The organism is Streptomyces sp. NPDC007905 (assembly GCF_042959345.1).
In the GTDB taxonomy this organism is placed as follows: Bacteria; Actinomycetota; Actinomycetes; order Streptomycetales; family Streptomycetaceae; genus Streptomyces.
Window position 1 is genome coordinate 85,898 of sequence record NZ_JBIBKS010000023.1, and the last position, 25,979, is coordinate 111,876.

18 protein-coding genes and 1 pseudogene are annotated in these 25,979 nt (G+C 69.1%); 16 read left to right on the plus strand and 3 right to left on the minus strand.

Annotation, left to right across the window (positions count from 1 at the left end; all coding sequences use genetic code 11):
* Positions 1–170 precede the first annotated feature (170 nt).
* The 9 genes from cas3 to ACFZDC_RS33150 all read left to right on the plus strand — a co-directional run bounded on the left by cas3 (position 171) and on the right by ACFZDC_RS33150 (position 12,689).
* Complete coding sequence (gene cas3, locus ACFZDC_RS33110; RefSeq protein WP_391329557.1) at positions 171–3,032, plus strand: CRISPR-associated helicase Cas3'; 2,862 nt, start codon at positions 171–173, stop codon at positions 3,030–3,032.
* A gap of 724 nt (positions 3,033–3,756) precedes the next feature.
* Complete coding sequence (casA, locus tag ACFZDC_RS33115; RefSeq protein WP_391329559.1) at positions 3,757–5,349, plus strand: type I-E CRISPR-associated protein Cse1/CasA; 1,593 nt, start codon at positions 3,757–3,759, stop codon at positions 5,347–5,349.
* Between the two features lie 64 nt (positions 5,350–5,413).
* On the plus strand, positions 5,414–6,079 hold the full coding sequence (locus ACFZDC_RS33120) for a type I-E CRISPR-associated protein Cse2/CasB (RefSeq protein WP_391329561.1): 666 nt from the start codon (positions 5,414–5,416) through the stop codon (positions 6,077–6,079).
* A gap of 1 nt (position 6,080) precedes the next feature.
* Positions 6,081–7,271: a type I-E CRISPR-associated protein Cas7/Cse4/CasC gene (gene cas7e / locus ACFZDC_RS33125; RefSeq protein WP_391329563.1), complete on the plus strand. Its 1,191-nt coding sequence runs from the start codon at positions 6,081–6,083 to the stop codon at positions 7,269–7,271.
* A complete protein-coding gene (gene cas5e, locus ACFZDC_RS33130; protein WP_391329564.1) occupies positions 7,268–8,059 on the plus strand; it encodes a type I-E CRISPR-associated protein Cas5/CasD in 792 nt (263 codons plus the stop codon). The genes cas7e and cas5e overlap by 4 nt, the downstream gene beginning before the upstream one ends.
* A complete protein-coding gene (gene cas6e, locus ACFZDC_RS33135) occupies positions 8,056–8,766 on the plus strand; it encodes a type I-E CRISPR-associated protein Cas6/Cse3/CasE (RefSeq protein ID WP_391329566.1) in 711 nt (236 codons plus the stop codon). Before cas5e ends, cas6e begins: the two co-directional genes overlap by 4 nt.
* A gap of 39 nt (positions 8,767–8,805) precedes the next feature.
* Positions 8,806–10,395 (plus strand): Mu transposase C-terminal domain-containing protein, encoded by a 1,590-nt coding sequence (locus ACFZDC_RS33140; protein WP_391329567.1) that lies wholly within the window; start codon positions 8,806–8,808, stop codon positions 10,393–10,395.
* A complete protein-coding gene (locus ACFZDC_RS33145) occupies positions 10,392–11,258 on the plus strand; it encodes an AAA family ATPase (protein WP_391329569.1) in 867 nt (288 codons plus the stop codon). The genes ACFZDC_RS33140 and ACFZDC_RS33145 overlap by 4 nt, the downstream gene beginning before the upstream one ends.
* A gap of 177 nt (positions 11,259–11,435) precedes the next feature.
* Positions 11,436–12,689: an IS256 family transposase gene (locus ACFZDC_RS33150; protein ID WP_391329570.1), complete on the plus strand. Its 1,254-nt coding sequence runs from the start codon at positions 11,436–11,438 to the stop codon at positions 12,687–12,689.
* Between the two features lie 54 nt (positions 12,690–12,743).
* On the opposite strand, the gene ACFZDC_RS33155 is transcribed toward ACFZDC_RS33150, so the two are convergent.
* A complete protein-coding gene (locus tag ACFZDC_RS33155) occupies positions 12,744–13,505 on the minus strand; it encodes a PIG-L family deacetylase (RefSeq protein WP_391329572.1) in 762 nt (253 codons plus the stop codon).
* Positions 13,506–13,797: 292 nt separating this feature from the next.
* A complete protein-coding gene (locus tag ACFZDC_RS33160; RefSeq protein ID WP_391329574.1) occupies positions 13,798–14,358 on the minus strand; it encodes a hypothetical protein in 561 nt (186 codons plus the stop codon).
* A gap of 651 nt (positions 14,359–15,009) precedes the next feature.
* Between ACFZDC_RS33160 and ACFZDC_RS33165 the strand changes: the two genes are divergently transcribed.
* The 4 genes from ACFZDC_RS33165 (at position 15,010) to ACFZDC_RS33180 (ending at position 18,807) form a co-directional block, all read left to right on the plus strand.
* Positions 15,010–15,273, plus strand: coding sequence for a helix-turn-helix domain-containing protein (locus tag ACFZDC_RS33165; protein ID WP_391329575.1), 264 nt, complete (start codon positions 15,010–15,012; stop codon positions 15,271–15,273).
* Between the two features lie 161 nt (positions 15,274–15,434).
* Entirely contained in the window at positions 15,435–16,298 is an 864-nt protein-coding gene (locus tag ACFZDC_RS33170) for a DUF6083 domain-containing protein (RefSeq protein ID WP_391329577.1), read from the plus strand.
* A 279-nt stretch (positions 16,299–16,577) separates the two neighbouring features.
* The gene (locus tag ACFZDC_RS33175; protein WP_391329579.1) at positions 16,578–18,044 is read left to right on the plus strand and encodes a UvrD-helicase domain-containing protein; all 1,467 of its coding nucleotides are present in this window, start codon (positions 16,578–16,580) and stop codon (positions 18,042–18,044) included.
* A 265-nt stretch (positions 18,045–18,309) separates the two neighbouring features.
* Entirely contained in the window at positions 18,310–18,807 is a 498-nt protein-coding gene (locus tag ACFZDC_RS33180; protein WP_391329581.1) for a DUF1877 family protein, read from the plus strand.
* Positions 18,808–18,825: 18 nt separating this feature from the next.
* On the opposite strand, the pseudogene ACFZDC_RS33185 reads toward ACFZDC_RS33180, so the two are convergent.
* A pseudogene (locus ACFZDC_RS33185) lies at positions 18,826–19,696 on the minus strand (IS5 family transposase).
* 450 nt (positions 19,697–20,146) lie between these two features.
* Between ACFZDC_RS33185 and ACFZDC_RS33190 the strand changes: the two are divergent.
* The 3 genes from ACFZDC_RS33190 to ACFZDC_RS33200 are packed head-to-tail and all read left to right on the plus strand — an operon-like array spanning position 20,147 to position 25,954.
* Positions 20,147–20,587, plus strand: coding sequence for a hypothetical protein (locus ACFZDC_RS33190; RefSeq protein ID WP_391329583.1), 441 nt, complete (start codon positions 20,147–20,149; stop codon positions 20,585–20,587).
* Positions 20,577–21,236 (plus strand): hypothetical protein, encoded by a 660-nt coding sequence (locus ACFZDC_RS33195; RefSeq protein ID WP_391329585.1) that lies wholly within the window; start codon positions 20,577–20,579, stop codon positions 21,234–21,236. Before ACFZDC_RS33190 ends, ACFZDC_RS33195 begins: the two co-directional genes overlap by 11 nt.
* Complete coding sequence (locus ACFZDC_RS33200; RefSeq protein WP_391329586.1) at positions 21,236–25,954, plus strand: putative T7SS-secreted protein; 4,719 nt, start codon at positions 21,236–21,238, stop codon at positions 25,952–25,954. The genes ACFZDC_RS33195 and ACFZDC_RS33200 overlap by 1 nt, the downstream gene beginning before the upstream one ends.
* Positions 25,955–25,979: the final 25 nt, after the last annotated feature.

Below are 25,979 nucleotides of genomic sequence, written 5' to 3' on the forward strand. Positions count from 1 at the left end.
TGACCAGCAGGGGCGCACCCTCACGGGGGTGAGGAAACCGGCGAAATCCGAATCGCAGGCTACACCCTGCCTTGCCAGGGGCGTGTGCCGGGGAGGTGCTTTGCATGCGGCAGGATGGGTGTCAACGTCCCTGATTCCAGGGCTGACTGGCGCATGGCGGGAGCGGGCTGGTGGGGGTGCGGGAGGATGCCCGGCGTGGCGGGATCGATCTGACGCCGTGGGGGAAGTTCGACCGCGGTGCGTGGGCGGTGTATCCGCTGCTGTTTCATCTGCTGGATGTCGCGGCGCTCGCCGGTGTGGTCTGGGACCGGTACCTGACCCGCGGTCAGCGTCGGCTGATCGCTGCCGGGCTGGGGCTCACTCTGGCCGAGGCGCGCTGTCTGGTGATGTTCATCGCCGGCCTGCACGATCTCGGCAAGTTGTCGGCGTTCCAGGAACAGGAGGCGTATCCCTGGGCCCGGGTCAGCGACACCCTGCGCGCGGACATCCGTAACTGGCAGCGTATGCCGCACGAACGGGCGTCCATGCACAGTGTGCTGCACCTGCTGGCCGAGGCCGGCTACCCGGCAGACACCTCCGACAGCCCCGGAGTGCTCGTCGCTCAGATCCTGGGCGGTCACCACGGCCGATTCCTGCAGGTCGACATCGACGGCGCAGCCAAAGCCTCCCGGGTCAACCTCACCCTGGGCGGGCCGGCCTGGCAGGATCTGCGCCGCCACTACTTCGCTCTGCTGCGCTATCTGACCGGCGCCAGCGCGCTGCCCGCGGACGTGTCGGTGCCGGCGGCCGTGCTGATCACCGGAATCGGCATCATCGCGGACCGGCTGGCCAGCCAGCGCCACTACTGGCTGCCCAATGCCCAGGCGCCCGCCTTCAGCGCCGGCGAGCACTACGCACAGGCCGTGCGGGACGCCCCCGCCGTGGTCGAGGAGTCCGGGCTGACCCGCATCACCCTGCCGCAGGTGCCGTTCACTCAGGCACACGGCGGCCTGGAGCGGCCGAACGCCTTACAGGCCTCGGTGATCGGGCAACTCACTGCCGCGGTGGGGGAGAAGGGGCCCGGCATCCTGGTGGTCACCGACGCCACCGGCGGCGGAAAGAGCGTCACCGCGCTGGAAGCAGCACGGATTTTCAACGCCTCCGGGGACACGGCCGGCATCCTGTGGCTGCTGCCGACCATGGCCACCACCGACGCCGCCTACGACCTCCTCGAAGCGTATGTCGCGGCCCACCATCCCGAGCACGCCCCGGTCTCCCTGGTCCACAGCCACAGCTACGACAACACCGCCTACACCGACCACCGCCTGGCCGCCCACGAACCCTCCACCAGCGACGCCTACTGGCCCGACGCGGACGACGGCGACGATGGCGGGGGCAGGCCGGCTGCGGGGGAGCGGCCCGAAGAACGCGTGACGGTGCCCGACGGCTGGCTGCGCGGCTGGGACAGGGCCCTGCTGGCCCAGTTCACCGTCGCCACCCACGACCAGGCCCTCATGGCCGCCCTGCCGGTCCGCTTCAGCGCCCTGCGCCTGCTGGCCCTGTGCGGACGGACCGTCATCGTCGACGAAGTCCACGCCCTGCCCCCGTTCATGCGGCAGACACTGTCCCGACTGCTGCACTGGCTCGGCGCCCTGGGCTGCCCCGTGGTGCTGCTGTCCGCAACCCTGCCCGGCCACAGCAGCGAACAGCTCGTCCGCAGTTATCTCGACGGCGCCGGCCACCCGCACCCCGCAACAGCCCACCTGGACTGCCGGCCCTCCTACCCGGGCTGGCTCTACGCCGCCGCCTCGGACGCCTCCCTCACCCGCATCGACCCGGCCGCGGCCGAGGCCCATGCCGACGGTCACCGCCGCCGCGCCGAGCTCCGTCTCCACCCGGTGCGCCACTCCTCCTGCACCGACCCCGACGACACACCCGCCCGGGAGAGCCGCCTGGAGCGGATCACTCAGGAGATCGCCCCCGTCGCCCGAGCGGGCGGCTGCGCGGCGGTGTACTGCGCCACCATGGCCGACGCCCAGGCCACCTACACGCATCTGCGTACCGCCCTCGACTGGCCGGAGAGCGGCCCTGACGGCCAGCTGCTGCTGCTGCACGCCCGCCTGCCGGGCCACCAGCGCGAGGCCCTCACCCGCCGTATCCGCACCGCCCTGGCCTCAACTGGCGAGCGCCCCGGGCGGCTGGTGGTTGTCACCACCAGCCTGCTGGACATGAGCCTCGACATCGACGTCGACGTCATGGTCAGCGACCTGGCGCCCCTGCACACCCTCCTGCAACGCCTGGGCCGCCTGTGGCGCTTCGACCACATCGAGCGGCCCGCCTGGCTGTCCGGCGACCGCCCCCGCCTGATCGTCCTCGACCCCACCGACCATCGAGGCCGCACCCTCCTGCCGCCCGCCTGGCGCCCGTTGGACTCCCCGTTCCTGCCGCTCGCCACCGCCGCCTACCTCGCCCGACGGCCCGAGCAGCCGCTCACCCTGCCCGACGACGTGCTGCAGCTCGTGGAAGCCGTGCACGGCGACGCCGACGCCCTGGCCCGCACCGACGCCGCCCTGCGCCGTAGCCACACCCTGCACCAGGCCCGCACCCGCACCGAGGAACACCACAGTGCTCTGCACCTCGTGCCGGCCTGGCACGACACCCTCTCGCTGTCCGACCTGCACCGCCAGAACCTGCCCCCCCGGGAGACCGCCACCCGCCTGGGCGCCATGCCCCGCCGCCTCCTGCCCGTCTACCGCATGTCCGGTGGCCGCCTCACCTTGGACGCGGCCGGCACCCGGCCGCTGAACGAGCACCGCAAACCGACCACTGCTCAGATCCGCACGATCCTCCAGCACACCCTGCCCGTCCCTGCCGCCTGGGTCGCCGGCCGCATAAAAGACCATCGCATCCCCGATTCCTGGCGCAGCCACGCTCTCCTCGCCGACCTCGTCCTGCTCCCGCAGGACGCCGGCGATCCCTCCCGGCCGGTGCGCTTTGGCCGGCACCGTCTGCACTTCGACGGCGTCCTGGGCCTGGTCCACACCGAAGACTGAGCCGCTTTCCCGCCCCACACCGCCCGCCCGAACTCCCCTTACAGGCATCGCCTGTCCCGTGTTCCCTGGAGGTTGGGCGAGCCGCAGCACCGTGTCGTGGCCGCGCTGGGTGATGCGCTGTGGACGCAACGGTACGCATGCCGCCACCTTTGCAGGAGAGCCGGACCTCCCCCCGCCCGAGGCACGCAGCAGTGCGATGCCAGAAGACAGAAGGCCGCAAATTCCCATCTCAGGCCGCCATGGCTCTCATCCGATGCCACCCTGCGGGGCCCGGGACCAACAGGAACGCCTGACATCTGAGCGAGAACCGGCGGTGACATCGAAATGAGAAGTGACAGCCGTCGCCCAGCCGGCACCGATTGAGGAGTGCGATCCGGAAATAAATAAGCACACCGGTCGGTAATTTTCGGATGAACCATGTGGTTTAGAAGCTGCTTGTCTATAGCTAATATGGAAACGCGGGGCCGGATTGACGTTTGAGTCCGGTCTCGCGCGCCCTGTCTGCTGCGCTGTGTGCACCACACCCTTGGTGCGCCCGTGTTGCAAGGGTGGTGCGCCGGCGTGGCCTGACCCGGTCCGCGCCCTCACCGCCTGCCCTTTCCTCCTTTCCTTCTCTGTCGCCGAGTGAGCCCCTGGCGTCTTGGCCTGTACAGAATCCCCCGCTCCGGCGCGCGAGTCTTCCCGAGAATCCCCTCTTTCGTTCGCACCCGGCAATGGAGCCTGCGTGTCTTCCCCGCATTTTGAGACCGACAAAGAGCCGTGCATTCCCGTTCTCTTCCCGGACGGGTGCCAGGAGGAGCTGGGATGGCGTGACGTGCTGCTGCACGCCCACCTCATCAAGGATCTGGCACTGCCCGTGCCGCCAGCGGCATCTGCCGTCTTACGCCTGCTCGTTGTGATGGCCGCACGGGTCAGCGGCCTGGACGCACGAGGCGGAAGACGCATGACGGCACGTCAGTGGGCGGCTCGGCGCAGGGAGTTACTGGCGCGTCCCGCCGGGTTCGATCCCGACGCCGTTCATGCCTACTTCGACGCCTACATCTGGGACCTGTTCCACCCGGTGCGGCCGTTCCTGCAAGACCCGAGGCTGGCCAGGCAGTGCCCGCAACGCGCCGGCGTCAACAAGCTGGTCTTCGGCCGTCCCGAGGGCAACAACTTGTCCTGGTTGAGTCCGCATACGGACACCGACCCCCAGCCGGTGCCCAGCGCCCGGGCGCTGTGGCACATGCTCATCCACCACTACTACGGTGCAGCCGGCCAGTGGTCCGTGCGCACGGTTGGGGGCCGCTCCCTCAGCCGGGCGAAAGCCGGCCCACTGCGCTCGAGTCTGTCCTTCCACCCCCTGGGCCGCACCCTGTACGAGACCCTCCTGGCCGGCATACCCAAGCCCGACCCGTTGTGGCCGGACGCAGTGGACCACTGCCCGTGGGAGGAACCGCTGCCCCACCCCGACCCTGACGACGGTGACCCCGTCGAGGGCCCGGACCCCGATGCCGCGCCGCCGCCAGTGTCCTCGCCGGGCCGTCTGCTGACCGGCCGCTCGCGTCACGCCGTCCTTCTCATTCCGGCGCCGGACGGACGCCAGGTGGTCGACGCCTATCTGACCTGGGCCACCCAGAAGAAACTCCCGGCTCTTGACCCGTACCTCATCCATCACGTCCATGTGGACGAACCCCTCACCAAGCGCTTCAAAGCACGTCGCGCGGACGCCGACCGGGCCCTGTGGCGTGACCTGGACGCGCTGCTGCTGGCGGGTGACGAGGACGACCGCAAAGGCACACAGGCAAAGAGCGGCAAGGGCCGCTATACGGTCCAGCGCCCTGACGCCTTCACGACTCTCAATGACCTGCCCCCTGACCTGCGCGCCGCCCTGCGGGTGCGGGTCTACGGATTCGACCAGGACGGCAAGACCACCAACCGCACCTGGTACACGGCCCTGACCCCGCCGATCTGGCCGTGGATGCAGGAATGCGATCCGGCCGCGGCCGAGCGGGTCGCCGAATGCCGCAAGGCCGCCGAAGAGATCGGCGCCCACCTCGACCGCCTCTCCCAGGACGCCTGGAAGCAGACCACCAACTGCGGCAGCCCCCGCCGCCTGCCGTCCTGGACCCGCAGCGCCCGCGCCCTGTACTGGCCCCGCGCCGAGGCCACCTTCTGGAACCTGGTGAACGAACCCGCCCGCAGCGCCCGCGCGGCGTTCGCTGCGGACGCCATCGGCGCCCTGCGCACTGCCACCCGCCCGGCGATCGCCCAGCACTTCCGCGCCGCCGAAGCCGTCGCCACCGCCCTGGCCCAGCTGCGCATGCGCAGCCGCTGATCCTCCCTCACCACATCCTTCTGCCCTCTCCTGTCTTGCCGCCTTATCGGAGGCTGCCGCCCCTATGCCCGTCACCACCGTGCAACGCCGCGCCCACTACGACGACTTCGTCCGCCAGGTCATCACCCTGTGCGCGGTCAACGGCATCCGCGCCGACCTCAACTCGGGCTTCGGACGGCCCGTCGAGGAGTGCTCCCGGATGCCAGAGCACCTCACCCGGCACATCGCCGGCTTCGGAGCACGCCGCGCCCACTACACCGTGGCCTCACTCATCGCTCTGCACCGCGACCTGCCCCACGAACAAGGCCCCTACCGACCGGAGCAGCCCGTCCCTGGCAAGGACCAGGACGCCACCACCACACCGGCCGCGGGCACAGCTCCGGTGTCCGACCGGTCGGGTTCGGCAGCGGTGGCGAGCACGGCTGAGCGGCCCTGGCGCCGCCGTCCCGATCTCGGCACCCACCTCGCCATCGCCGTGGCCCGCTACGGCTTCAAAGAAGCCACCATGACCAACCGCGTCAAAACCCTCACTCGGCTCGACACCTCGCTGCTGCACCCGAGGCTGTGGACGCTGACCGGCCACCTGAACAGCCGCGGCGCCGCCCGCCTCGACTTCGCCGTCCTGCTGGAGGATCTGGCCTGGTGGGACGACGACCAGCTCGAGATAGCGGCCCGCTGGCGGGAGAACTACTTCCTCACCCTGCACACCCTGACGTCCAAGGAGCAGTGACATGGCCGCCTACGCGCCCGCCCGCTACGCCGACTTCCACATCCTGCACCCGCTGCCCGCCTCCCTCCTCAACCGGGGAGAGGACGACCTGCCCAAGACCGTGCTGCTGGGTGGCGTGGTCCGCGCGCTGGTGTCCTCGCAGTCCTGGAAGCGGGCCGTCCGCCTGCGCTTGGAGGACGTCCTGGACGAGCACGCCGCCCGCACGCGCATGCTGCCCCTGCGGGTGGGCGACGCCCTGCGTGCGGCCGGCTGGCCCACCGACCTGGCCAGTTTCGCCGGAACCCAGATCGTGCGCTCGGCCACCACGGAAGGCCTGAAGACCGAGGAAAACCAGCGAGGCATCACCTCGGCCACCCTCTACCTGCCGCGTGACGTCCTCGACGACCTCACCGACCTGTGCACCGAACACCGCCCGCAACTCGAAGAAGCCCTCGCCAAGGAAACCGCCGCGCAGACCGCCCAGGCCAGCGGCACCCGCAAGAAGGCCAAGGTGGAGGCCGTCTTGCCCACGCCCAGGGTTGCTTCCGTGATCCGCCGGCGCACCGCGACCATCAACCTCTTCGGACGCATGCTCGCCGAGGTGCCCGACGCCCACGTCGACGGTGCCGTGCAGATGGCACCCGCCTTCACCGTCCACCCCAGCTCACCCCAGCCCGACTACTTCACCGCCATGGAGGACTGGGCAGCCCCGAACGAGGCTGGTAGCGCCCACCTGCAGACCGCGTTCTTCACCACCGGCCTGCTCTACCGCTACGCCACGGTCAACCTCACCGAACTTACCCGCAACTTGAACGGTGACCACGAGCAGGCCCTGCACCTGCTGGGCCTGTTCGCCGACGCCTTCATCGACGTCATGCCCGGCGCGAAGAAGACCTCCACCGCTCCGCACACCTACCCTTACCTGGTCCACTACGCGATCCGTGACCGCCGCCCGGTCTCCTACGCCGGCGCGTTCGAACAGCCCGTCAAGCACGCCCCCGGCGGCGGCTACACCGCTCCCGCCATCACAGCCCTGTCCGAGCATGCCGCCGGGCTGAACCGGCTGCTGGGCACCCGCCGCCTCGTCGGCTGCGGCTACGCCACCCTGCACCCCGGCACCGTCGACCACCTCGGTACCGCGCACGCCGGCCTCGACGACTTCATCGACGCCCTCACCAAGGACGCGGCCCTGCCCACCGGGACCCTCGTATGAACGGCATCCTGCTGCGCCTGGCCGCACCGCTGATGTCGTTCGGAGAACACGCCGCCTTCCACTACCGCGACACCCTTCCCTTCCCCTCCCGCTCGGCCCTCATCGGCCTGTTCGCCGCCGCCGACGCACGCCCCCGCAGCGAAGCCCTCGCCCCTGACCCGGCCACCGGCCAAAACCCTTACACCGACCTGACGTTCACCGTCCGCATCGACCGCCCCGGCACCCGGCACACCGACTACCACACCGTCGGCGGCGGCCGCCCACACCGCCAGGGCCTGCGCACCAGCAGCGGCGCCTACCGCCCCCGCGAGAAGTCCACCCTCATCACCGAACGGGTCTACCTCGCCGACGCCGTCTTCACCCTCGCCGTCCAAGGACCCGACCCCTTCCTCAAACACCTCCTTAAGCGGCTCGAACAACCCGCATTCGGCCCCTACCTCGGCCGGCGCGCCTGCCTCCCCAACGAACCCCTCGTCCTCAGCGGCCCGCACCCCGACCCCATCGGTGAACTCCTCCACCATGTCCCGCTCAGCCTCACCGCACCACCCCGCGCAGGCCAGACCACCGTGCCCGTCGCCTTCGTCTGGGAACATCCGCCCCGCCACGTACCCGCCGCGCACAGCGAACGCGAAGTCGCCGACGTCCCCCACGACTTCACTCCCACACGGCGTTTCCACGCGATCCGCCGCACCTGGCACACCACCGAAGACCTGCCCGCCGCCCTGTACGCCCCGCCGCCCGCACTCACCGAACTGACCGCCTACATCCACCAGGACGCCACCCCGTGACCAGCCCGCTCACCGTCGCCCTCGCCACCACGGCGGCACTGACCCGCATCCGCCTCAACCGCCGCAGCCCGGCCGCCCGCCGTGACCTGGCCGACGCCGTCAGCCTGCACAAGAGCGTGATGCTCCTGGCCCCCGACGACCTCGGCGAAAACCCCCGGCAGCAGGCCGGTCTCCTCTTCCGCCTGGAAGACGCCACCGACGACACCCCGCCCACCCTGCTCGTCCAGTCCCACCAGCCGCCCGATCTCACCCGCCTGCCCCACCACTACGGCACCGCCGAAACCCGACCCCTGCACCCCATGTTCCAGGCCCTCGCCCCCGGCCGAGCGGTGCGCTACCGCATCACCGCCAACGCCAGCGCCGCCCGCCGCGTCCTGGACGACCACCGCCCCGTCGACAACAAACACGGCAGAAAAATCGTCGCCCTCTCCGGCGACGACGCCCTGGCCTGGTGGCAGCGCCGCGCCCACCAAGCCGGCCTCACCCTGGCCACCACCGACATCACCCCCGCCCGCTTCCCCCGCACACGCCGCCGCGCCGACAAGCCCGGCGAACAAGCTCCCTCTCCCGGCCCTATGCACGCACTGACCCGCTTCGACGGCCTGGCCACCATCACCGACCCCGACCAACTCAGCCACGCCCTGCTCACCGGCATCGGCCGCGGCAAGCCCTACGGCGCCGGCCTGCTCACCCTCGCCCCCGCCTGACCCGACGTCCACCCTTCCTAGGAAGCCCCCCGAACACCCGTGCCCACCACACCACCACCCGACGGCCCCTACGACCTCACCTCCCTGCGCGCCGCCGCCGTACGCCGACTGCTGCGACTGCGCGCCGCAGACCGCCTCGCTCACCACGACGTCCGCACCGTCGCCGCCGGGTTCGACGTCCACTGGCGCACGGTGCGCCGCTGGATGGACAACGCCGACGCCCACCACGGCGTCTACACCCCCCAAGGCCGCCGCCACTTCACCCTCACCCCGGCCATGCACGAAGCCCTGGCCCGATGGAACGGCAACGCGGCAGCCACCTACCGCGAACTCGTTGCCGACGGCATCCTCGGCAGCCCGCAGCCCCGCATATCCCCGGCAACCTTTTACCGCGCTGTAGGCCGGGACCTCACGCCCGGCCAGCGTGCCGCCCTCAGAGGGGGCGAATCCGCCCGCCGCCGACACGACGTGCACGCCCTGCGCCCGCACGGCAACCGCAACGACGTCTGGGAGACAGACCACGTCGAAGCCAGCGTCTTCGTCAACGTCGACGGACACCGCCGCAAACCCTGGATCACCTGGTTCATCGACCACACCACCGTCATCATCTGCGGGCTGGCCATCACCCCCCACCATCCCAGCCAGGACGCCATCCTGGCCGCCGCCCGCGACGCCATCCTCTGCACGGATCACCACCGGCCCTTCGGCGGCATCCCCCGCAAGATCCGCACCGACCGCGGCCGTGACTTCCTGGGCAAGTGCGTGGACGAGGCGTTCAAAAAATTCGGTACCGAACTGATCGTCCTGCCGCCCTACAGCCCCCACCTCAAAGGCACCGTCGAAGCCATCAACGGCGCCGCCAAGCACACGCTGTTCAAAGGACTGCCCGGCTACGCCCACACCCCCCGAAGCCGCCGCGACCGCCGCGGCCAACCCCTGTGGGCCCTGGACGAACTCCTCGACTACGAAACCTTCGTCACCGTCGTCCTGGACTGGGTGGACTGGTGGAACAACGACCACACCATCGCCCGCCTCCACCGGCGCACCCCCGCCCAGGCCTGGAACGCCGACCTCACCCCCATCGACACCCTCGACCCCGCAGATCTGCACACCTACACCCTCACCGACAGCGGCCCACCCCGAAAGATCACCAGCAAGGGCGTCCGCTGGAAGAGCGCCTACTACGTCGGCGACTGGATGCACGGCCACTCAAGCGCCGGCGAGATGGTCCGCCTGCGCCACGAACCCCACCACTACCACCGCGTCGAGCTCTACGACGCCGACACCCTCACCTACCGCGGCCCCGCCTTCCGCAGCGACGAGATGAGCCCCCGCCAAGCCCGCGCACTGCACAACGCCCGCCGACGCGAAGCCGACCGCTACGCCGCCAAAGCCCGCCGCGCCCGCAAGAACGCCACCCCCCGCTACGCCGCCACCAGCGTCGCCGCCGCGCCAGAACCCCTCAACCGACTCACCGCCAGCCAAGCAGCCGCCCAGCTACGCCAGTTGCAGACACCGGAAGGTCACCTGCAGGCCGAAACCCGGCCCGACCTCCTCAACCGGCCCCAACCCGACTCCACCCGCTGGACCAAGCCCCGACCCGACCCCAACCCCCAGGACACCGAGTGACCCACCCGACCACGCCCGAAAACCAGCCGACTGCCGACCCCAACTACCACTACATGGGCCTACCCGGCGCCCGCGCCATGCTGACCCAGGCCAGCGCAGAGACCTACGCCAACCTCGTCACCACCCTCAACGCCGACGCCAGCAAGGGCGCCATCATGTGCATCCACGGCGGCGTCGGACTGGGCAAGACCTTCGCCGTCAACAGCCACCTCGACGACCTCGCCCCCCACACAACCCTGCGCATCAAAGTCGGCTCCGCCAAAATCCAGGCCCTGCGCTCCGCCCTGTACAAAAGGCTCGACCTGCCCGGCGAGGCGCCCCTCAACAGCACCCGCTGCGAAACCATCCTCAAGGAAGCGCTGTCGGAAACCCCACGCGTGCTGGTCGTCGACGAAGCGCAGTGGCTGGACACCCGGGCCTTCGAATTCATCCGCGAGCTCTCGGACGACGAGGACACCCGCCTCGCCGTCGTCCTGGTCGGCGCCGAAACCTGCTACCAGAAGATCAAGAACCGTCCGGCGCTGGATTCCCGCATCCTCGTCTGGCAGCGCTACAAGCCCCTCACCCCGGCCGAAGTCCTCACCGTCATCCCCGAGTACCACCCGCTGTGGGCGGACGTACCCGCAGACGAACTGCTGTGGATCGACGACGTCGCCTGCCACGGCAACTTCCGCCAGTGGGCCAAAATCACCTACCTCCTCCGGGAACAGCACGGCGGCCCCGGCTCGCAGCGAGCCGGAAGCACGAGTCCGACTACCCCGCCCACTCCACACGGCGCCGCCACGCCGCTCCCTCCGTACAGCCGGGACCTCGTGCGCGCCGTCCTCAGCCGCATCGACCCCACCCAACGTCACACCGACTGAAGCGCCGCTCCGGCGGCTGGGCGCATCCGCACCGCCACTGGAGTTGGCGGTGCGGAGCAATGCTCAAGACTTGTGGATCAGCCTCGGGTTGCCGCGCGGAGGGCGTACCTTCCCGAATGATCCTGTGATGGTCATCGAGTAGGCCGACGTTGGCGCGTCGGTCGGGAAGGCACGCCCGTGCTCACGCTAGTCAACGAAGACGGAACGACACCACACGGCTCCCTGATTGACGAGATCGTCCGCGAGGGCGCACGGCGGATGCTGGCCGCCGCGCTGGAAGCCGAAGTCAACGCCTACATAGCCGAGTTGGCCGATCAACGGGACGAGTCCGGGCGGCGTCTGGTCGTGCGCAACGGCTACCACGAACCGAGAAGGGTCACCACAGCGGCCGGGGCGATCGAGGTCAAGGCTCCGCGGGTCAACGACAAACGCGTCGACGAGACGACCGGGGAGCGCAAGCGGTTCTCCTCGGCGATCCTGCCGCCCTGGGCCCGTAAGTCCCCGAAGATCAGCGAGGTGCTGCCCCTGCTGTACCTGCACGGCCTGTCGTCGGGTGACTTCGTGCCCGCTCTGGAGCAGTTCCTCGGCTCCTCCGCCGGCCTCTCGCCCGCCACGGTCACCCGGCTGACGACGCAGTGGCAGGCCGATCACAAGGCATTCGGCGAGCGCGACCTGTCGGCCACGGACTACGTCTACGTGTGGGCCGACGGCATCCACCTGCGGATCCGCCTGGCCGAGGCGAAGTCCTGCGTGCTCGTTGTCATGGGCGTGCGCGCGGACGGCACCAAGGAGCTGGTCGCGATGGCCGACGGCTACCGCGAGTCCGCTGAGTCCTGGGCCGACCTGCTGCGTGATTGCGCACGGCGCGGGATGCGCGCTCCGGTCCTCGCGGTCGGCGACGGAGCACTGGGCTTTTGGAAGGCCCTGGCGGAGGTGTTCCCCGAGGCCCGCCATCAGCGGTGCTGGGTTCATAAAAAGGCCAATGTGCTCAACGCGATACCGACGTCGGCCCAGCCCGGTGCGCGAAAGGCGCTCCAGGACATCTACAACGCGGAGGACCGCGACCACGCGGTCAAGGCCGTCGCGGCATTCGAGAAGACCTACGGCGCGAAGTGGCCCAAGGCCGTCAAGAAGATCACTGATGATGTCGACGAGCTGCTGGCGTTCTACGACTTCCCGGCCGAGCACTGGGTGCACCTGCGCACGACGAATCCCATCGAATCAACCTTCGCGACGGTGCGGCTGAGGACCAAGGTCACCAAGGGCGCCGGCAGCGTGGCCGCCGCGCTTGCCATGGTCTTCAAGCTCGTTGAGTCCGCCCAGGCGCGCTGGAGGGCGGTCAACGCGCCTCACCTCGTGGCCCTCGTCCGCGCCGGAGCCCGCTTCGAGCGCGGCGTCCTGGTCGAACGCGACGAGGCTCGCGCCGCCTGAACTGAATACGAGACGGGGTGCCGGGGACGGGGTATCACGGCTGAGGCCGGTGCGTCAGTGCTCCGTCGCGACAGGAGCTTCGGCGAACCACTCCCGACCCATCAACAGGCTGAAAACGGGAACCGGTAGGCGAGTCAGGATTCTCATCACGGGAGCCGCCCTGCCTGGCCCATCGATCTGAGAACGGTGCGCGGCCAGCGCTGCTTGCTTCTGCCGGGCGAACTTCCGCACGTCGATCCGGTGCGTGATGGCCGCGCGAGGGGTGTAGGCAGCCCGCATCGCTTGGGGGTCATAGCGGCGAAGGACACCCATCAGCTGGAGTGCATTCACGACTCTGGCGATCGGCTCGCGCGGCAACGTCGCCTCCAGCACTCGTGGGACGCCCGCCAACTGGGCGGCGCGCTTGCCGACCTCGTGCACTTTGACATGGTCGCGATGGCCGTAACCGCCGTTGGCGTCATAACTGAGCAGGAGATCCACCTTCTCCTCGCGCAGGATCACGGCCAGCCGCTTGGCGGCATCCTCAGTTTCCGCACGGACGAAGCGCGTGCGGTCCGGGGGGTCGGGATAGAGGATCGCGCCGTGGCCGCTGTCCGCGTAGCCCAGATGGACGACGCGATGGACGCCGAGCGCCTTCGCGCTCGCGCGCAGTTCGCCCAGTCGAGGCGTGTCGCCGTCTGATGCGGGGCCGATGAGCCCGTCACAGGCGACCACGATCACCACCCGGTGGCCGTCCGCGGCGGCGCCGGCCAGGACGCCGCCGGTCATCATGACCTCGTCATCGGGGTGGGCATGAAAGGCGAGGAGGGTTGCCATGGCGGACATCATGGCACCCGCGCCGCATCGGTTCCGTGGGCAGCGTGCGCGCGCTCGGTCACGGCAGAAAGGCGGGCCCCACGAGCCAGGCCCCCTTGGAAGAAGCACCCAGCCGAATCACGTGACTGATCCACAAGATTTGACAATTTCTCTAGCGGGTTGCAGCTGCTATCAGGTGCCCTGGAGTAGAGATAGTACGGAGAACGCGGCAAGTTGTTCCTGCCGCGGCCGTCTTTTCGGTTCAGCAGCCCGGGCAAGACGGCGCAGGGATGATGCCGCAGGGACTCCGCGGCTACGGCGCGAAGACGGCCCGCGCGGGAAGCTGCCACAGGACCTCGTCGGTGGTGCGGTCGTAAGTCCAAGCGGTCAGAGTGCGGATGGCCACCAGCCGGTCGAGAAGCTCTGCGATTTGGGCGGGGGAGTGCCCGCACATGCGGGCGAGGAGGTCCATGTCTGTGCCGTGGCGGGCGGGAAGGGCGCTCTGTGCGGCCACCGCCAGGGCAGTGAGCCGCAGAATGAGTGGTGCGGCGGCCGGCAGCACCATCGGCGAGGGGCGCAGTGCCCAGTGGGCGGCCTGACGGCGGGCGTTACGGCCAGGTGCCTGGTCCAGAACTGCCGGGTCAAGCACCTGCACGGTGACCGTCGCAGATCGCAGGTCGGGCGACGTCAGCCAGCCGGTCTGGATGAGTTCCTCCCACGCTTCCTGGTGTCCGTGCAGGCGCATGCCCCGCAACAGACCGGCTGGCAGCCGCACCTGGCCGCGGGTGTCACAGCGCAGGGCGCACTGCAGGGCCAGAAGACGGGCGGCGGGAGAGGTGAACCGGGGGAGCGCTGCGGCGAGATAGGTCAGCATCTCCTGTACTCGTACTCTTGCCCGCTCGTCGGACCTGTTCCCGAGTGTGTAAGGCGCGGGAGTCGACAGGCTGGCCGACGCAGGCGGCGGGGGCGGGCCGAACGATGTGGCGGGCACCACCGCGGTATTGCTGGTTGCCGCGGCGCAGGCCGCGCAGGTGTCGGCCAGCCGCCACCTGCGGCCGCTGCTATCGCGGGTGAGGGCGAGCAGCACGGGGCCCGAGCAGCCGCGGTGACGCGCGTGCCATGAGCAGCCCCGCTCCCTGCACTGGCAGGTCCGCAGGTGCACCGGTACCAGGTCGGTGCGGGCGTGGCGGGCCAGATGGGCCAGTGCGGCGGCTCGTGCAGAGTCGGCCTTCGGTGCCGGGGTGGGGGTGCTGCAATGGGTGCAGACGACGCTCGGCCCGCTTGCCCGCGAATGCAGCTCCACCGTCCAGACACGCCGCACCGCGGCATGCGCGCCACCGAGCCTCATGGGCTGGCCTTCCTCCCGTCTGCCCGCGCCGAGATGGGGGCTCATCGTCGAAAGGCCCCCGGGGATGGACGCACGGTAGTGCAGATCCCTGCACTGCGAATGCCGCCCCTCACCCCGAAACGGATAGTGCAGATCTCTGCACTGACAGGGCAGGGTCCTGCACCGTCGGATGGTGGAGTGACGATCTTGCCGCCCGACCCCGACTTCACCGCGCTGCGCGTCACGCTCGCGCGCCTGCGGGCCGAGCGCGGCTGGACCTTCGACGCACTCGCCGAGCGCAGTGGACTGGCCCGGCGCACCCTCATCGACCTCGAACACGGCCACACGACCGGCACCGTCACCACCTGGCACACCCTCGCCCACACCTTCGACGTGCCCATCGGGCACCTGCTGGGCACCCTCTGCGACGACCACACCCCGCCCGGCGCCGCCAGCTCCTGACACCCCACCCCGCACCACGTCGCGAATCACCCGATCGGGCAATCGGCCATAGAACAATCATCCGCAACACCGTTCAGGCGTGCGAGCTTGTTGGGCTGGCCGTGGGACATACCCGCCGACACGCAGCCCGCCCCCGCGTGTCGCCTGGCACGGTGCGCCCCATGCACCCCACCCCCTCCTCCACAGGCCGCTACTGGGACGGAAGCCCGCGCAGCAGCCGACACCCCCGCCCCCTGCGAGTGGCCCCCACCAGCCCCAGCCGACTGCTGCGCGCCGGCCACAGCAGCCGCTGCCACCGCTGCGGCCACCGCATCGATCTCTACCAGCGCGCCGACCACCGCACCGTCGCCCTGCACCCCGGCGAACTGGCCGTAACGCACATCCCCGAAACCTGCCGCTGGCACCTCAGCGGCGGCATCGCCTACCCGCACGGCGACGGCAGCGCCTGGTGCCGCATCCCCCACGCCGTCCTCTGCCCCGCCCAGCCCCCCGTTTGCCCCCTCAGCGCAAGCCTCGCGGCAGCCCGCCGGCAACTCGCCGTCCGCACCCGCCGCCTGATCGATACCAAAGCCTTCACCCCCGCCCCCGACCCCGCCGCAAGCCCCTCACCCCACACCCCCGCACAACCCAGCCACCCGATCGTGCAGATCCTCCTGGTCCGCTACCTCACCCCCAGCCCACTCAACGCCATCCAGTGCGTCGCACAGACCCGCCAGCGCCACCGCTGCCCCCAGCCCGTTCTCACACCCCAACAGCCCGCCGGACACTGGAGACTGATGCCGACCGGCCCCTGCCACGGCCAGCTCGCCCTGCCCGACACCCCCATGGCCGTCTACGACCTCAGCCACCTGCCCTACACAGAGCAACTGCGCTGGCGAGCCCAGCACTGCCCCGCACACGCCACCCCCCGCGGCGCGCCCGACCTGACCCTGGCCGACTGGCAGGCCTTCGACCCGCTCCTGCACGCCGCCCACATCAGCACCCGCCTCCCGCACCCTCCAGCCCCCCAGCGGCAAAGGCACTGACCATGCCGCACCACACCCGAACGCAGACCACACAGCGCTGCTCAACGTCGCCCTCCCACCCGCCCAACACGCCGCCCACAAAGCTCAAGCCCGCCACGCAGCCCAGACACCCGAGCGATTCCTCGAACTGGCCCTGCACCGAGCCCTGGCCGAACACACGGACCGAGAAACCGCCCGTCTCAATCGCGAGGTACACCAGCTACTGACCCACACCAGCCCCGCCTACCTCCTGTCCGCAGTCGGGCACGCCCTCGCCCGACTCCCCGAAAGCCCCACACCATGAAGCCCACCGACGAACAGACCGCCGCAGCCGACGCCTTCCACGCTGGAGACCACCTGGCCCTGCAGGCCGGCGCCGGCACCGGCAAAACCACCACCCTCGCCCTGCTCGCGCACACCACCAAACGCCGCGGCCGCTACCTCGCCTACAACCGCGCTATCGCACAAGACGCCACTGCCCGCTTCCCCAGCACCGTTCAGTGCAAGACCGCCCACGCCCTCGCCTACGCCGCCGTCGGCCACCGCTACACCAGCCGCCTCAGCGCACCCCGCCGCCCCGCCTGGCAGGCCGGCCAGGCCCTCGGCCTGACCAAAGCCGTCCGCATCGGCGACCGCGACGTCTCCCAACGCGCCCTATCCAACGCCGTCCTGTGCACCGTGACCCGCTTCTGCCATACGGCCGACGAGAAGATCACCCGCCACCACGTACCGAAGCTGCGCGGCCTGGAAGATACAGACCTCCACCGCGAACTCACCGCCCACATCGTTCCCTTCGCCCACAAAGCCTGGAACGACCTGCAACACCCCGACAACGGAGTCATGCGCTTCGACCACGACCACTACCTGAAAATCTGGGCCCTCACCCAGCCGACACTCAACACCGACTTCCTCCTCCTAGACGAGGCCCAGGACACCAACCCAGTCGTCGAACAGATCTTCCTCAACCAGCGCAGCCACGCCCAACTCGTCATGGTCGGCGACTCCGCCCAGGCCATCTACCACTGGCGCGGTGCCAAAGACGTCATGACCGGCTTCGACGGCACCCAACTCACCCTGTCCCAGTCCTTCCGCTTCGGCCCCCACCTCGCCCAGGAAGCCAACCGCTGGCTGCGCCTGGCCGACGCCCCCATCCGCCTCACCGGCACCCCTGCCGTGCCGACCGAAATCGGGCCTCTCACCAATCCAGACGTTGTCCTGTGCCGTACCAACGTCGGCGCCATGGCCTATGTGATGGTCCTCATGGCCGCGGGACATGACGTCGCTTTGGCCGGTGGGGGAGAAGGGCTGCGCGCCCTGGCTCAGGCAGCCCGCGACCTGAAAGAAGGCCGCCGCACCCACCATCCCGAACTGATCCTCTTCCCCTGCTGGGGCGATCTGCAGGACTACGCCGCCCACGACCCTGCCGGACGCGACCTGCAGCCGCTGGTCAACCTCATCGACACCCACGGCACCGACGCGATCCTCACTGCCGTCGCCCGGCTCGTTCCCGAACAGGCCGCCCACGTCACCATCTCCACCGCCCACAAGGCCAAGGGACGCGAATGGCCTTGTGTCCTGATCGCCGACGACTTCGCCCGCCCCAAGGAGCTCCAGCCGGGAGAACCGAGCGATCCCGTGATTCACCCCGAGCCGATCGACGACACCGAAGCCCGTCTGGCCTACGTAGCCGTCACTCGCACCCGCCAGCGTCTGGACCTTGGCGGCCTGTCCTGGATTCACGACACCCCTGGCATGACGACCCGCTGAAGATCGCGTTCAGGAGACGTGCCTCGTACGGGGTCCTCAACGGCACCGCCCGCTAGCGTGGGGCCTGTTGCGAAAGTCCGTACGGATGTGTACCTGTCCGCAGTGGTCGATCTCGACGACACGCGGCGCTCGGGTGTCGGAGGGCGTCCTGGCAGAGCCGGGCATCCCGGCGTTGAGAGACGGGCATCGCGCCGTCAGTGCCGTCGAGTAGTTTCTCTCCGTTCGGCCCGACAGGCGGGCCGCCGAACTGGGAGGACTCGTCGCCGTGAGCATCCACATGCACATGCGCGCCGTCGCGGAAGCCGAGATCCGGGACGACCACACCTGGCTTGCGGCGTTCATGTGGGAGGCTTGGGAGAACCACCCCGACGAGTACGCAGCGGGCATCGCCGAGTCGATCGACAAGGTCTGGGGCTCCGTCAATGACCTCTATGCCGCTGCCGGTGTCCTTGATGCGGATGCCGACGACTCTTGGGAGCTGCCGATTTACGGCGGGCGGCCGGTGGCACACGGCGCCGGTGCCGACCCCTCCAACCCGCCCCTGGGGATTCTGGAGCCGCCTGGGGTGTCACAGGCCGCAGGCTTCCTCGCACGTGTCTCGTTCGACGAGCTGTGGAACGTCGCCGGTGCCAAGCTCGTCTGGGCCGGCTGGGACGAGGCGCAGGTCAGGCAGAAGTTCCTTGACTATCACAAGGGCCTCCAAGGGTTCTATGGGCGGGCGGCTGCAGCAGGTCACGCCGTGGTCAGGGCGGTGTGGGCTTGAGACGTGGTCGCGTGCCGGTCACAGCCATTCGTTGATGGCGGCGACCAGCACTGTCGCTTCGTAGCCGACAGCAAGTTTGTCGTATCGCGTGGCGACGGCTCGGTGCCGCTTCAGCCGGTTGATGCCGCACTCGACGGCGTGCCGGGCCTTGTAGTCCTCCGGGTCGAACTTCGGTGGACGGCCGCCGCGGGAGCCGAGCTTCTTTCGGTTGCGGGCCTGGTCGACCTTGTCAGGGATGGTGCAGCGGATTCCACGTCTGCGCAGGTAAGCGCGATTTTTTCGGGAAGCATAGGCTTTGTCGGCGCGCACGCGATCGGGCCAAGTGCGCGGCCTGCCCGGCCGATGCGGGGCACGCGGACCTTGTCCAGGACGGGCTCGAACTGCGGGGAGTCGCCACGCTGTCCGGCTGTGACCACGATGGACATGGGCTTCTGTCCCTGCTCGGCGGCCAGGTGTAGCTTGGTGGTCAGGCCGCCGCGGGAGCGCCCGAGCCCATGGTCGTCCGGCTCGATGACGATGCCGCCGGGCGGTTCCTTTTGCAGATCCCCCTTTTCCTTGCCCCGGCCGCGTGCTGGTGGGCCCGGACGATGGTGGAGTCGACGTTGAGGTCCCAGGTGATCAGGTCCTGGCCGTCGGCCCGGGCCTGCAGCTCGGTAAAGACCCGCTGCCAGATACCGTCTCGCTGCCAGCGGCGAAACAGGTCGTACGCCCGGCCCCAGGGCCCGTACCGCTCTGGAACATCCTGGGCGTCCTGGTTCGGGTCCGCCACCGTATGCCGTCGATCAGTCGTCGCCGGGTCCATATCGTCGGCCGGCCCGGTTTTCTTGCCCTTCGGCAACAGCGGCTCCAGCACCGCCCACTGCGCATCCGTCAGATCTCCTCGCCCCACGAATCCAGATCATCGCATGCTCAAGATCCACTTTCGATACACGCCCTAGCGCCGTAAGCCTGGTCGTGGGGCGTCGTGAACACCGAGCGAGGCGGGAGGGTTCGGCATCCACCCTGCTCATCCGCCTAGCGGGCAAGCAGATCTAAGAACATGGGCCGCGGTGCCCAGCCCCACATCCGAGATGGAACCGACTCCTCGGCGACCTGCTTGGAGGGTGGACACCAAGCGAAGACTCGTCCGGTTGCCGTTTGCGGCGTGCGGTGTGCAGTTGTGATGATGTGCTGCATGTCTGAGCACGGGGGTGCGGTCGAGGGGCCGCAGAGGGTTCCACGGTCGCGGCTTGCGGACTACGCGGATATGGCTGACGCGTCGGCCGCTGCTGAGCCGGTGACGTCTTCACGTGAGCAGCGGGATACGCAGCAGGGAGAACATCCGCCCGTTCGGGAGCCTGTGCGCGAAGCTGCACGGGAGGTGCCCGAAATAGCGGAGCGCAGGCGGGAGTTCGCGGCGCTGCTCGGTGAGTTCCGCCGCACCCCCGTCCTTGTCCCGCTCGGCGACGGCCCCGGCCCGCACGAGGAACGCGGTCTGCTGACTGCGGACTTGGGTGGCATCCGTTTCATCCTGGCCTTCTCGGACGAGCAGGCGCTGGCCCGTTACGCGGTGGCACGCGGCGAGGCGGCGCGTGAGTGGACGTACCAGACGATCCTCGGCGCTCGTCTGCTGGATGTGGCCGTTCCTGCGGCCGGGGTGCCCTGCGGGGTGGCGCTGGACTGCGCGGACGGGGAGGAGGGCATGGTCTTCCCGCCGGTGCGCGGGATGGTGCCGGACGAGGCGGCACTTGACTTCGACATCGATGCCGACAGGGACGCGGGGGTGCGGCATGAGCGGTGACGGCAAGGACCTGAAGACCGAGGGGCTCGCGTTGATCGCCAAGGGTCTGACCGAGGCGCTGGGCGAGTTGAAGGAGCTGGGGATGGTGGGCGAGGCCGGGGCCGGGCGCGGCTTCGGCGACATCGCCCTGTCGGGGTTGGAGCTTGGCCACGACGGGTTGACGGGTGAGTTCGGGTCGTTCTGCGAGCGCTGGGAGTGGGGCGTGCGGTCGCTGATCAATGAGGGCAACGGTTTCGCCGTGAAGACGGGTCTGGCGGCCGGCACGTACTACGAGACCGACAAGTACGTCGAGGGCTCCTTCAAGGTCGTCGCGAACGCGGCCATCGGCAATCCGTACGCCTCCGAGGAGGACGTCGAGAAGATGGGCTGGGGCGACATCGCCAAGTCCGGTGTGTACGGCGGCAATGTGGACTACAGCAAGGAGTCCTTCGACCAGGCCATGGACAAGAGCGGGCAGGCTTGGAAGGACGCGGGCCGGGACGTGATGACTTCGCACACCATCGGGCCGGTGCCGGGCCTGAACCCGGAGGATATGCACGGCGCGTTCGGGGTGTCGGACGAGGAGTACAACCAGTACCTGGACGACACCTTCGGACCCTCTCCCGAGGCCCGCGCCAAGGCGGCCGAGCAGCAGGGCGGTGAGGGCTGATGGGACTGGGCGACGTCACCAACTCGCTCCTCGGCGGCGCGGAGAACCTCTACGACAAAGGCAAGAAGAAGCTCGGTGAGGCCGTCGACTACGGCACCGACAAGCTGGGCGGCGCGTTGGACCACGCCGGTCTGCACGACTGGGCCGACGGAGTGGAGGACTGGGGCGACGAGGTTGCCTCCGACCTGGGCGCCACCCCCGGAGAGCAGCAGCTTGGCCAGACCGAGGACGCCAACGAACTCGTCCACGGCAACCCCGACAAGATCCGCGAAAGTGCCAAGCATCTGCGGGACTTCCACGGCGCCTTCGACAAGGTTTCCTCGGGGCTGAAGAAGGTGGACTCCTCCGGCTGGCGGGGCGAGGGCGGCGACGCCTTCCGGGAGAAATTCGGCGTCCATCCCACCAAGTGGGCCCAGGCTGCCGAAGCCTGCGCATCGGCGGCGGGTGCCCTGGAGTCGTACGCGGACACCGTCAAGTGGGCGCAGGGGCAGGCCAAGGAGGCCATCGAGCTGTACAAGAAGGGCGTGACGGCTGCCCAGGACGCAGCCGACGCCTACAGCAAGAAGGTCGAGGCGTACAAGGCCAAACTCCGGGCGGACGAGGACCCGGGACCCAAGCCGGAACAGGACCACAACGCGGGGAAGGCCGACGCCAAGGCGGCCGCGCAGAAGCTCGCCGAAGCCCGCAAGCAGCGCAACACTGCCGCCTCCGCGGCGCAGAACAAGGTGAAGGCGGCTCTCGCGCACGCACCCGCCGAGCCCCCACCGCTGGAACGCCTGCGCAACGACTTCACCGACGGCTACCAGGCCGTCAACACCGAACTCACCCACGTCGTCGGCGGCGCCCTCAAGGGCACGGCCGGGCTGCTGAACTTCGCCCGCGGCCTGAACCCCATGGACCCCTACAACCTCACCCACCCGGCCGCCTACTTCCAGAACGTCAACATGACGCTCGCCGGCCTGGTCTCCACCGCCTCCCACCCCGAACGGGCTGTCCAGGCCGCCGTCGACGGCTTCAAGAAGGACCCCTCGGAGTTCGTCGGCCGCCTCATCCCCGAACTCATCGGCACCAAGGGCGCAGGGCTGGCGCGGGGCGGGCTGCGGCTCGCACTGAAGGAAGGAGTCGAGACAGGCGCCGAGAACGCCCTGCGTCGTGAAGCTCGCCAAGCAGCCTCGCAACGCCCCCATGCCACATCCCGGCAGCCCCCGGAGATGACCTGCGAAGAGGACCCGGTCGATGTCGCCACCGGCAGCGTGCTGCTCTCCCAAACGGACGTCAGCCTGCCGGCCGGGCTGCCACTCGTCTTCAAACGCGAGTTCTCCTCCACCTACCGCTCCGGACGGTGGTTCGGGCCCACCTGGTCCTCGACCATCGACCAACGCCTGGAGATCGACACCGAAGGCGTCGTCCTCGTCGGCGAAGACGGGCTCCTGCTGACCTACCCCCATCCCGCCCCGGGCGTACCGACCCTGCCTCGGCACGGCAGCGCCCGCTGGTCATTGGATCGCACCGATGACGGCTACCTGATCACCGACCCCGACACCGGCCGCCGACTGCACTTCGCCGACGCCGGCAACGACATCGCGCTGCTGGAACAGATCGACGACCGCAACGGCAACTGGATCCAGTTCGAATACGACGAGCACGGCGCTCCCCGTGCCCTGGCACACAGCGGCGGCTACCGCCTCGTGCTCCACAGCTCCGCAGGACGCATCCGCACGCTCGCCCTTGCCGGCGCGGCAGCAGACGGCGGCGACCAGGAGCTCCTGCGCTACGGCTACTCCGACGACGGGCACCTGACCGACGTCGTCAACTCCAGCGGCACACCCACACGGTTCGGATACGACGAACGCGGACGGATCGTGTCCTGGACCGACACCAACGGCCGCACCTTCACCTACGCCTACGACGAGCGAGACCGCTGCACCTACCAGTCCGGAGAAGCCGGACACGAACGCTCGGTCTTCACCTACACCGAGGAGCAAGAAGGGCAGCACACCACCACGATCACCGACTCGTTCGGCCACGACACCCGCTTCGTGATGAACCACCGCGACCAGGTGATCGCCCGCATCGCCCCCCTGGGGAACGTCACCCGCTTCGTCCGCGACCGCCACAACCGCCTGCGCCAGCACACCGACCCGCTCGGCCACACCATGAGCCTCGAGTACGACGCGGCCGGCCGGCTCATCACCGTGACCCGCCCCGACGGACGTGCGGCACGCGCCGAGTACAACCACCTTGGCCTGCCCGTGAAGGTGGTCAACCCGGACGGCACCATCATCCGGCGAACCTACGACGAACGCGGCAACTGCACCTCGGACACCAATCCCGCAGGGCAGACCACCCACTACGCCTATGACGAGGCGGGACGCCTCACCGCGGTCACCGACCCGATGGGCAACACCACCACCATCGACACCAACCCCGCCGGCCTGCCCGTCACGGTGACAGACCCGCTCGGCGCCATGACCCGCTACCAGCACGACGCCTTCGGCCGTATCACCGCTGTCACTGACCCGGCGGGAGCCGTGGCAGCGATGCAATGGACCCCCGAAGGCCACCTCGCCCGCTACACCGCCCCCGACGGCACCGTGGAGTCCTGGACCTACGACGGCGAAGGCAACTGCACCAGCCACACCGACCCCCTGGGCGGCGTCTCACGCTACGAGTACACGCACTTCGACCTGCTCATTGCACGCACCGGACCGGACGGCGGCCGCTACGAGTTCCTCCACGACACCGAGCTCCGCCTGACCGGCGTCGTCAACCCGCAGGGCCTGACGTGGAGATACGAGTACGACGCCGCGGGCAATCTGGCAGCCGAGACAGACTTCGACGGCCGCCGCCTCGCCTACACCCACGACGCGGCGGGCAACCTGCAATCGCGGACCGACGCGATGGGACAGGTCATCCGTTACCAACGGAACTTCCTCGGCCAGGTCACCCGCAAGGACGTCCAGGGCCACATCACCGAGTACGCCTACGACCTCACCGACCAACTGGCCTGGGCAACCAGCCCCGACTGCACCCTGACCCTGCTGCGCGACCGCTTCGGCCGCCTGCGCTCCGAAACCGTCAACGGACGCACCGTCTCCTACAGCTACGACCAGTGGGGCCGACTGAGTAGCCGCACCACACCGACCGGCGCCGTCACCACCTGGCGCTACGACGCAGCCGGGCGCCCGGCGCAGATGATCGCCGCAAGCCGCACCATCGAGTTCACCTATGACGCCGTGGGCCGGGAAGTCTCCCGCCGCATCGACAACAACCTGCACTGGTCAAACCAGTACGACCGAGCCGGACGGCTCACCGCCCAGACCATCGCGGCAAACAGCCGACCCCAGCCGATCCAGCAGCGCGGCTACTCCTACCGCGCCGACGGCAACCTCACCCACATCGACGACCCCTCCACCGGCCCACGCCACATCACCCTGGACCCTGCCGGCCGCGTCACCGCCATCCAAGCCGCCAACTGGACCGAGACCTACGCCTACGACGAAGCAGGCAACCAAGCCTTCGCCTCCTGGCCATCCAACCACCCCGGACACGAGGCCACCGGCACCCGCTCCTACACCGGCACCCGCCTCACCGACGCCGGCACCGTCCGCTACGAGCACGACGCCCTGGGCCGCGTCACCCTGCGACAAAAGACCCGGCTGTCCCGCAAGCCCGACACCTGGCGCTACCAATGGGACACCGAAGACCGCCTGACCTCAGTGATCACCCCCGACGGCACCCGCTGGAACTACACCTACGACCCCCTCGGCCGCCGCACCAGCAAACTCCGTCTCGCCACCGACGGCGAAACAGTCATCGAACGCACCGATTTCACCTGGGACGGCACCACCCTGTGCGAACAGACCACCGTCTCCGCACAAGCCCCCAACCCCGTCACCCTCACCTGGGACCACCACGGGCTCCACCCGATCACCCAAACAGAACGAATCACCAGCGCCAACGCTCCCCAGCACGAAATCGACGCCCGCTTCTTCGCCATCATCACCGACCTCGTCGGCACCCCCAGCGCCCTCGTCGACGAACGCGGAGACATCGCCTGGCAGACGCGACGCACGCTATGGGGAGCAACAGCATGGACTGCCAACAGCACGGCCTACACACCCCTGCGCTTCCCGGGACAGTACTTCGATCCGGAAACCGGCCTCCACTACAACCACTTCCGGCACTACGACCCCGAAACCGCCCGCTACCTCACCCTCGACCCACTCGGCCTCGCACCCGCCCCCAACCCCACCTCCTACGTCCTCAACCCCCACCTGTGGGCCGACCCCCTGGGCCTCACCCCCTGCCAGTCCGCAGCGCAAAACGCCAAGGACAACAACACCACCCCACTCGGCAAGGACATCCCCAAACGAGAAGAAGCCTCCGTCGGCAGCACCACCAACCACAACTACAAACAGACATTCTTCAACGAACACCCAGAACTCAAAGGCAAAGTAGTCGTCCACCACGCCATCGAACAACAAGTCCTCAAACGCTATCCCGGCCTGTTCAAAGCGGACGAAATACACTCCCTCGAAAACCTGCGAGGCATCCCCAAGGGCGACATCAACAGCAGAATCCACCTCAGTGAAATACGCGTCTCCTGGAACGAGTTCTACAGAACTCACCCCACCGCCACACGGCAGCAAATCCTCGATCACGTCACCAAAGTCGATGATATGCTGGGACACTGGTTCAGTCCCCGCATCAGGTAATACCACCAGTATTGGAGAAAAGGCG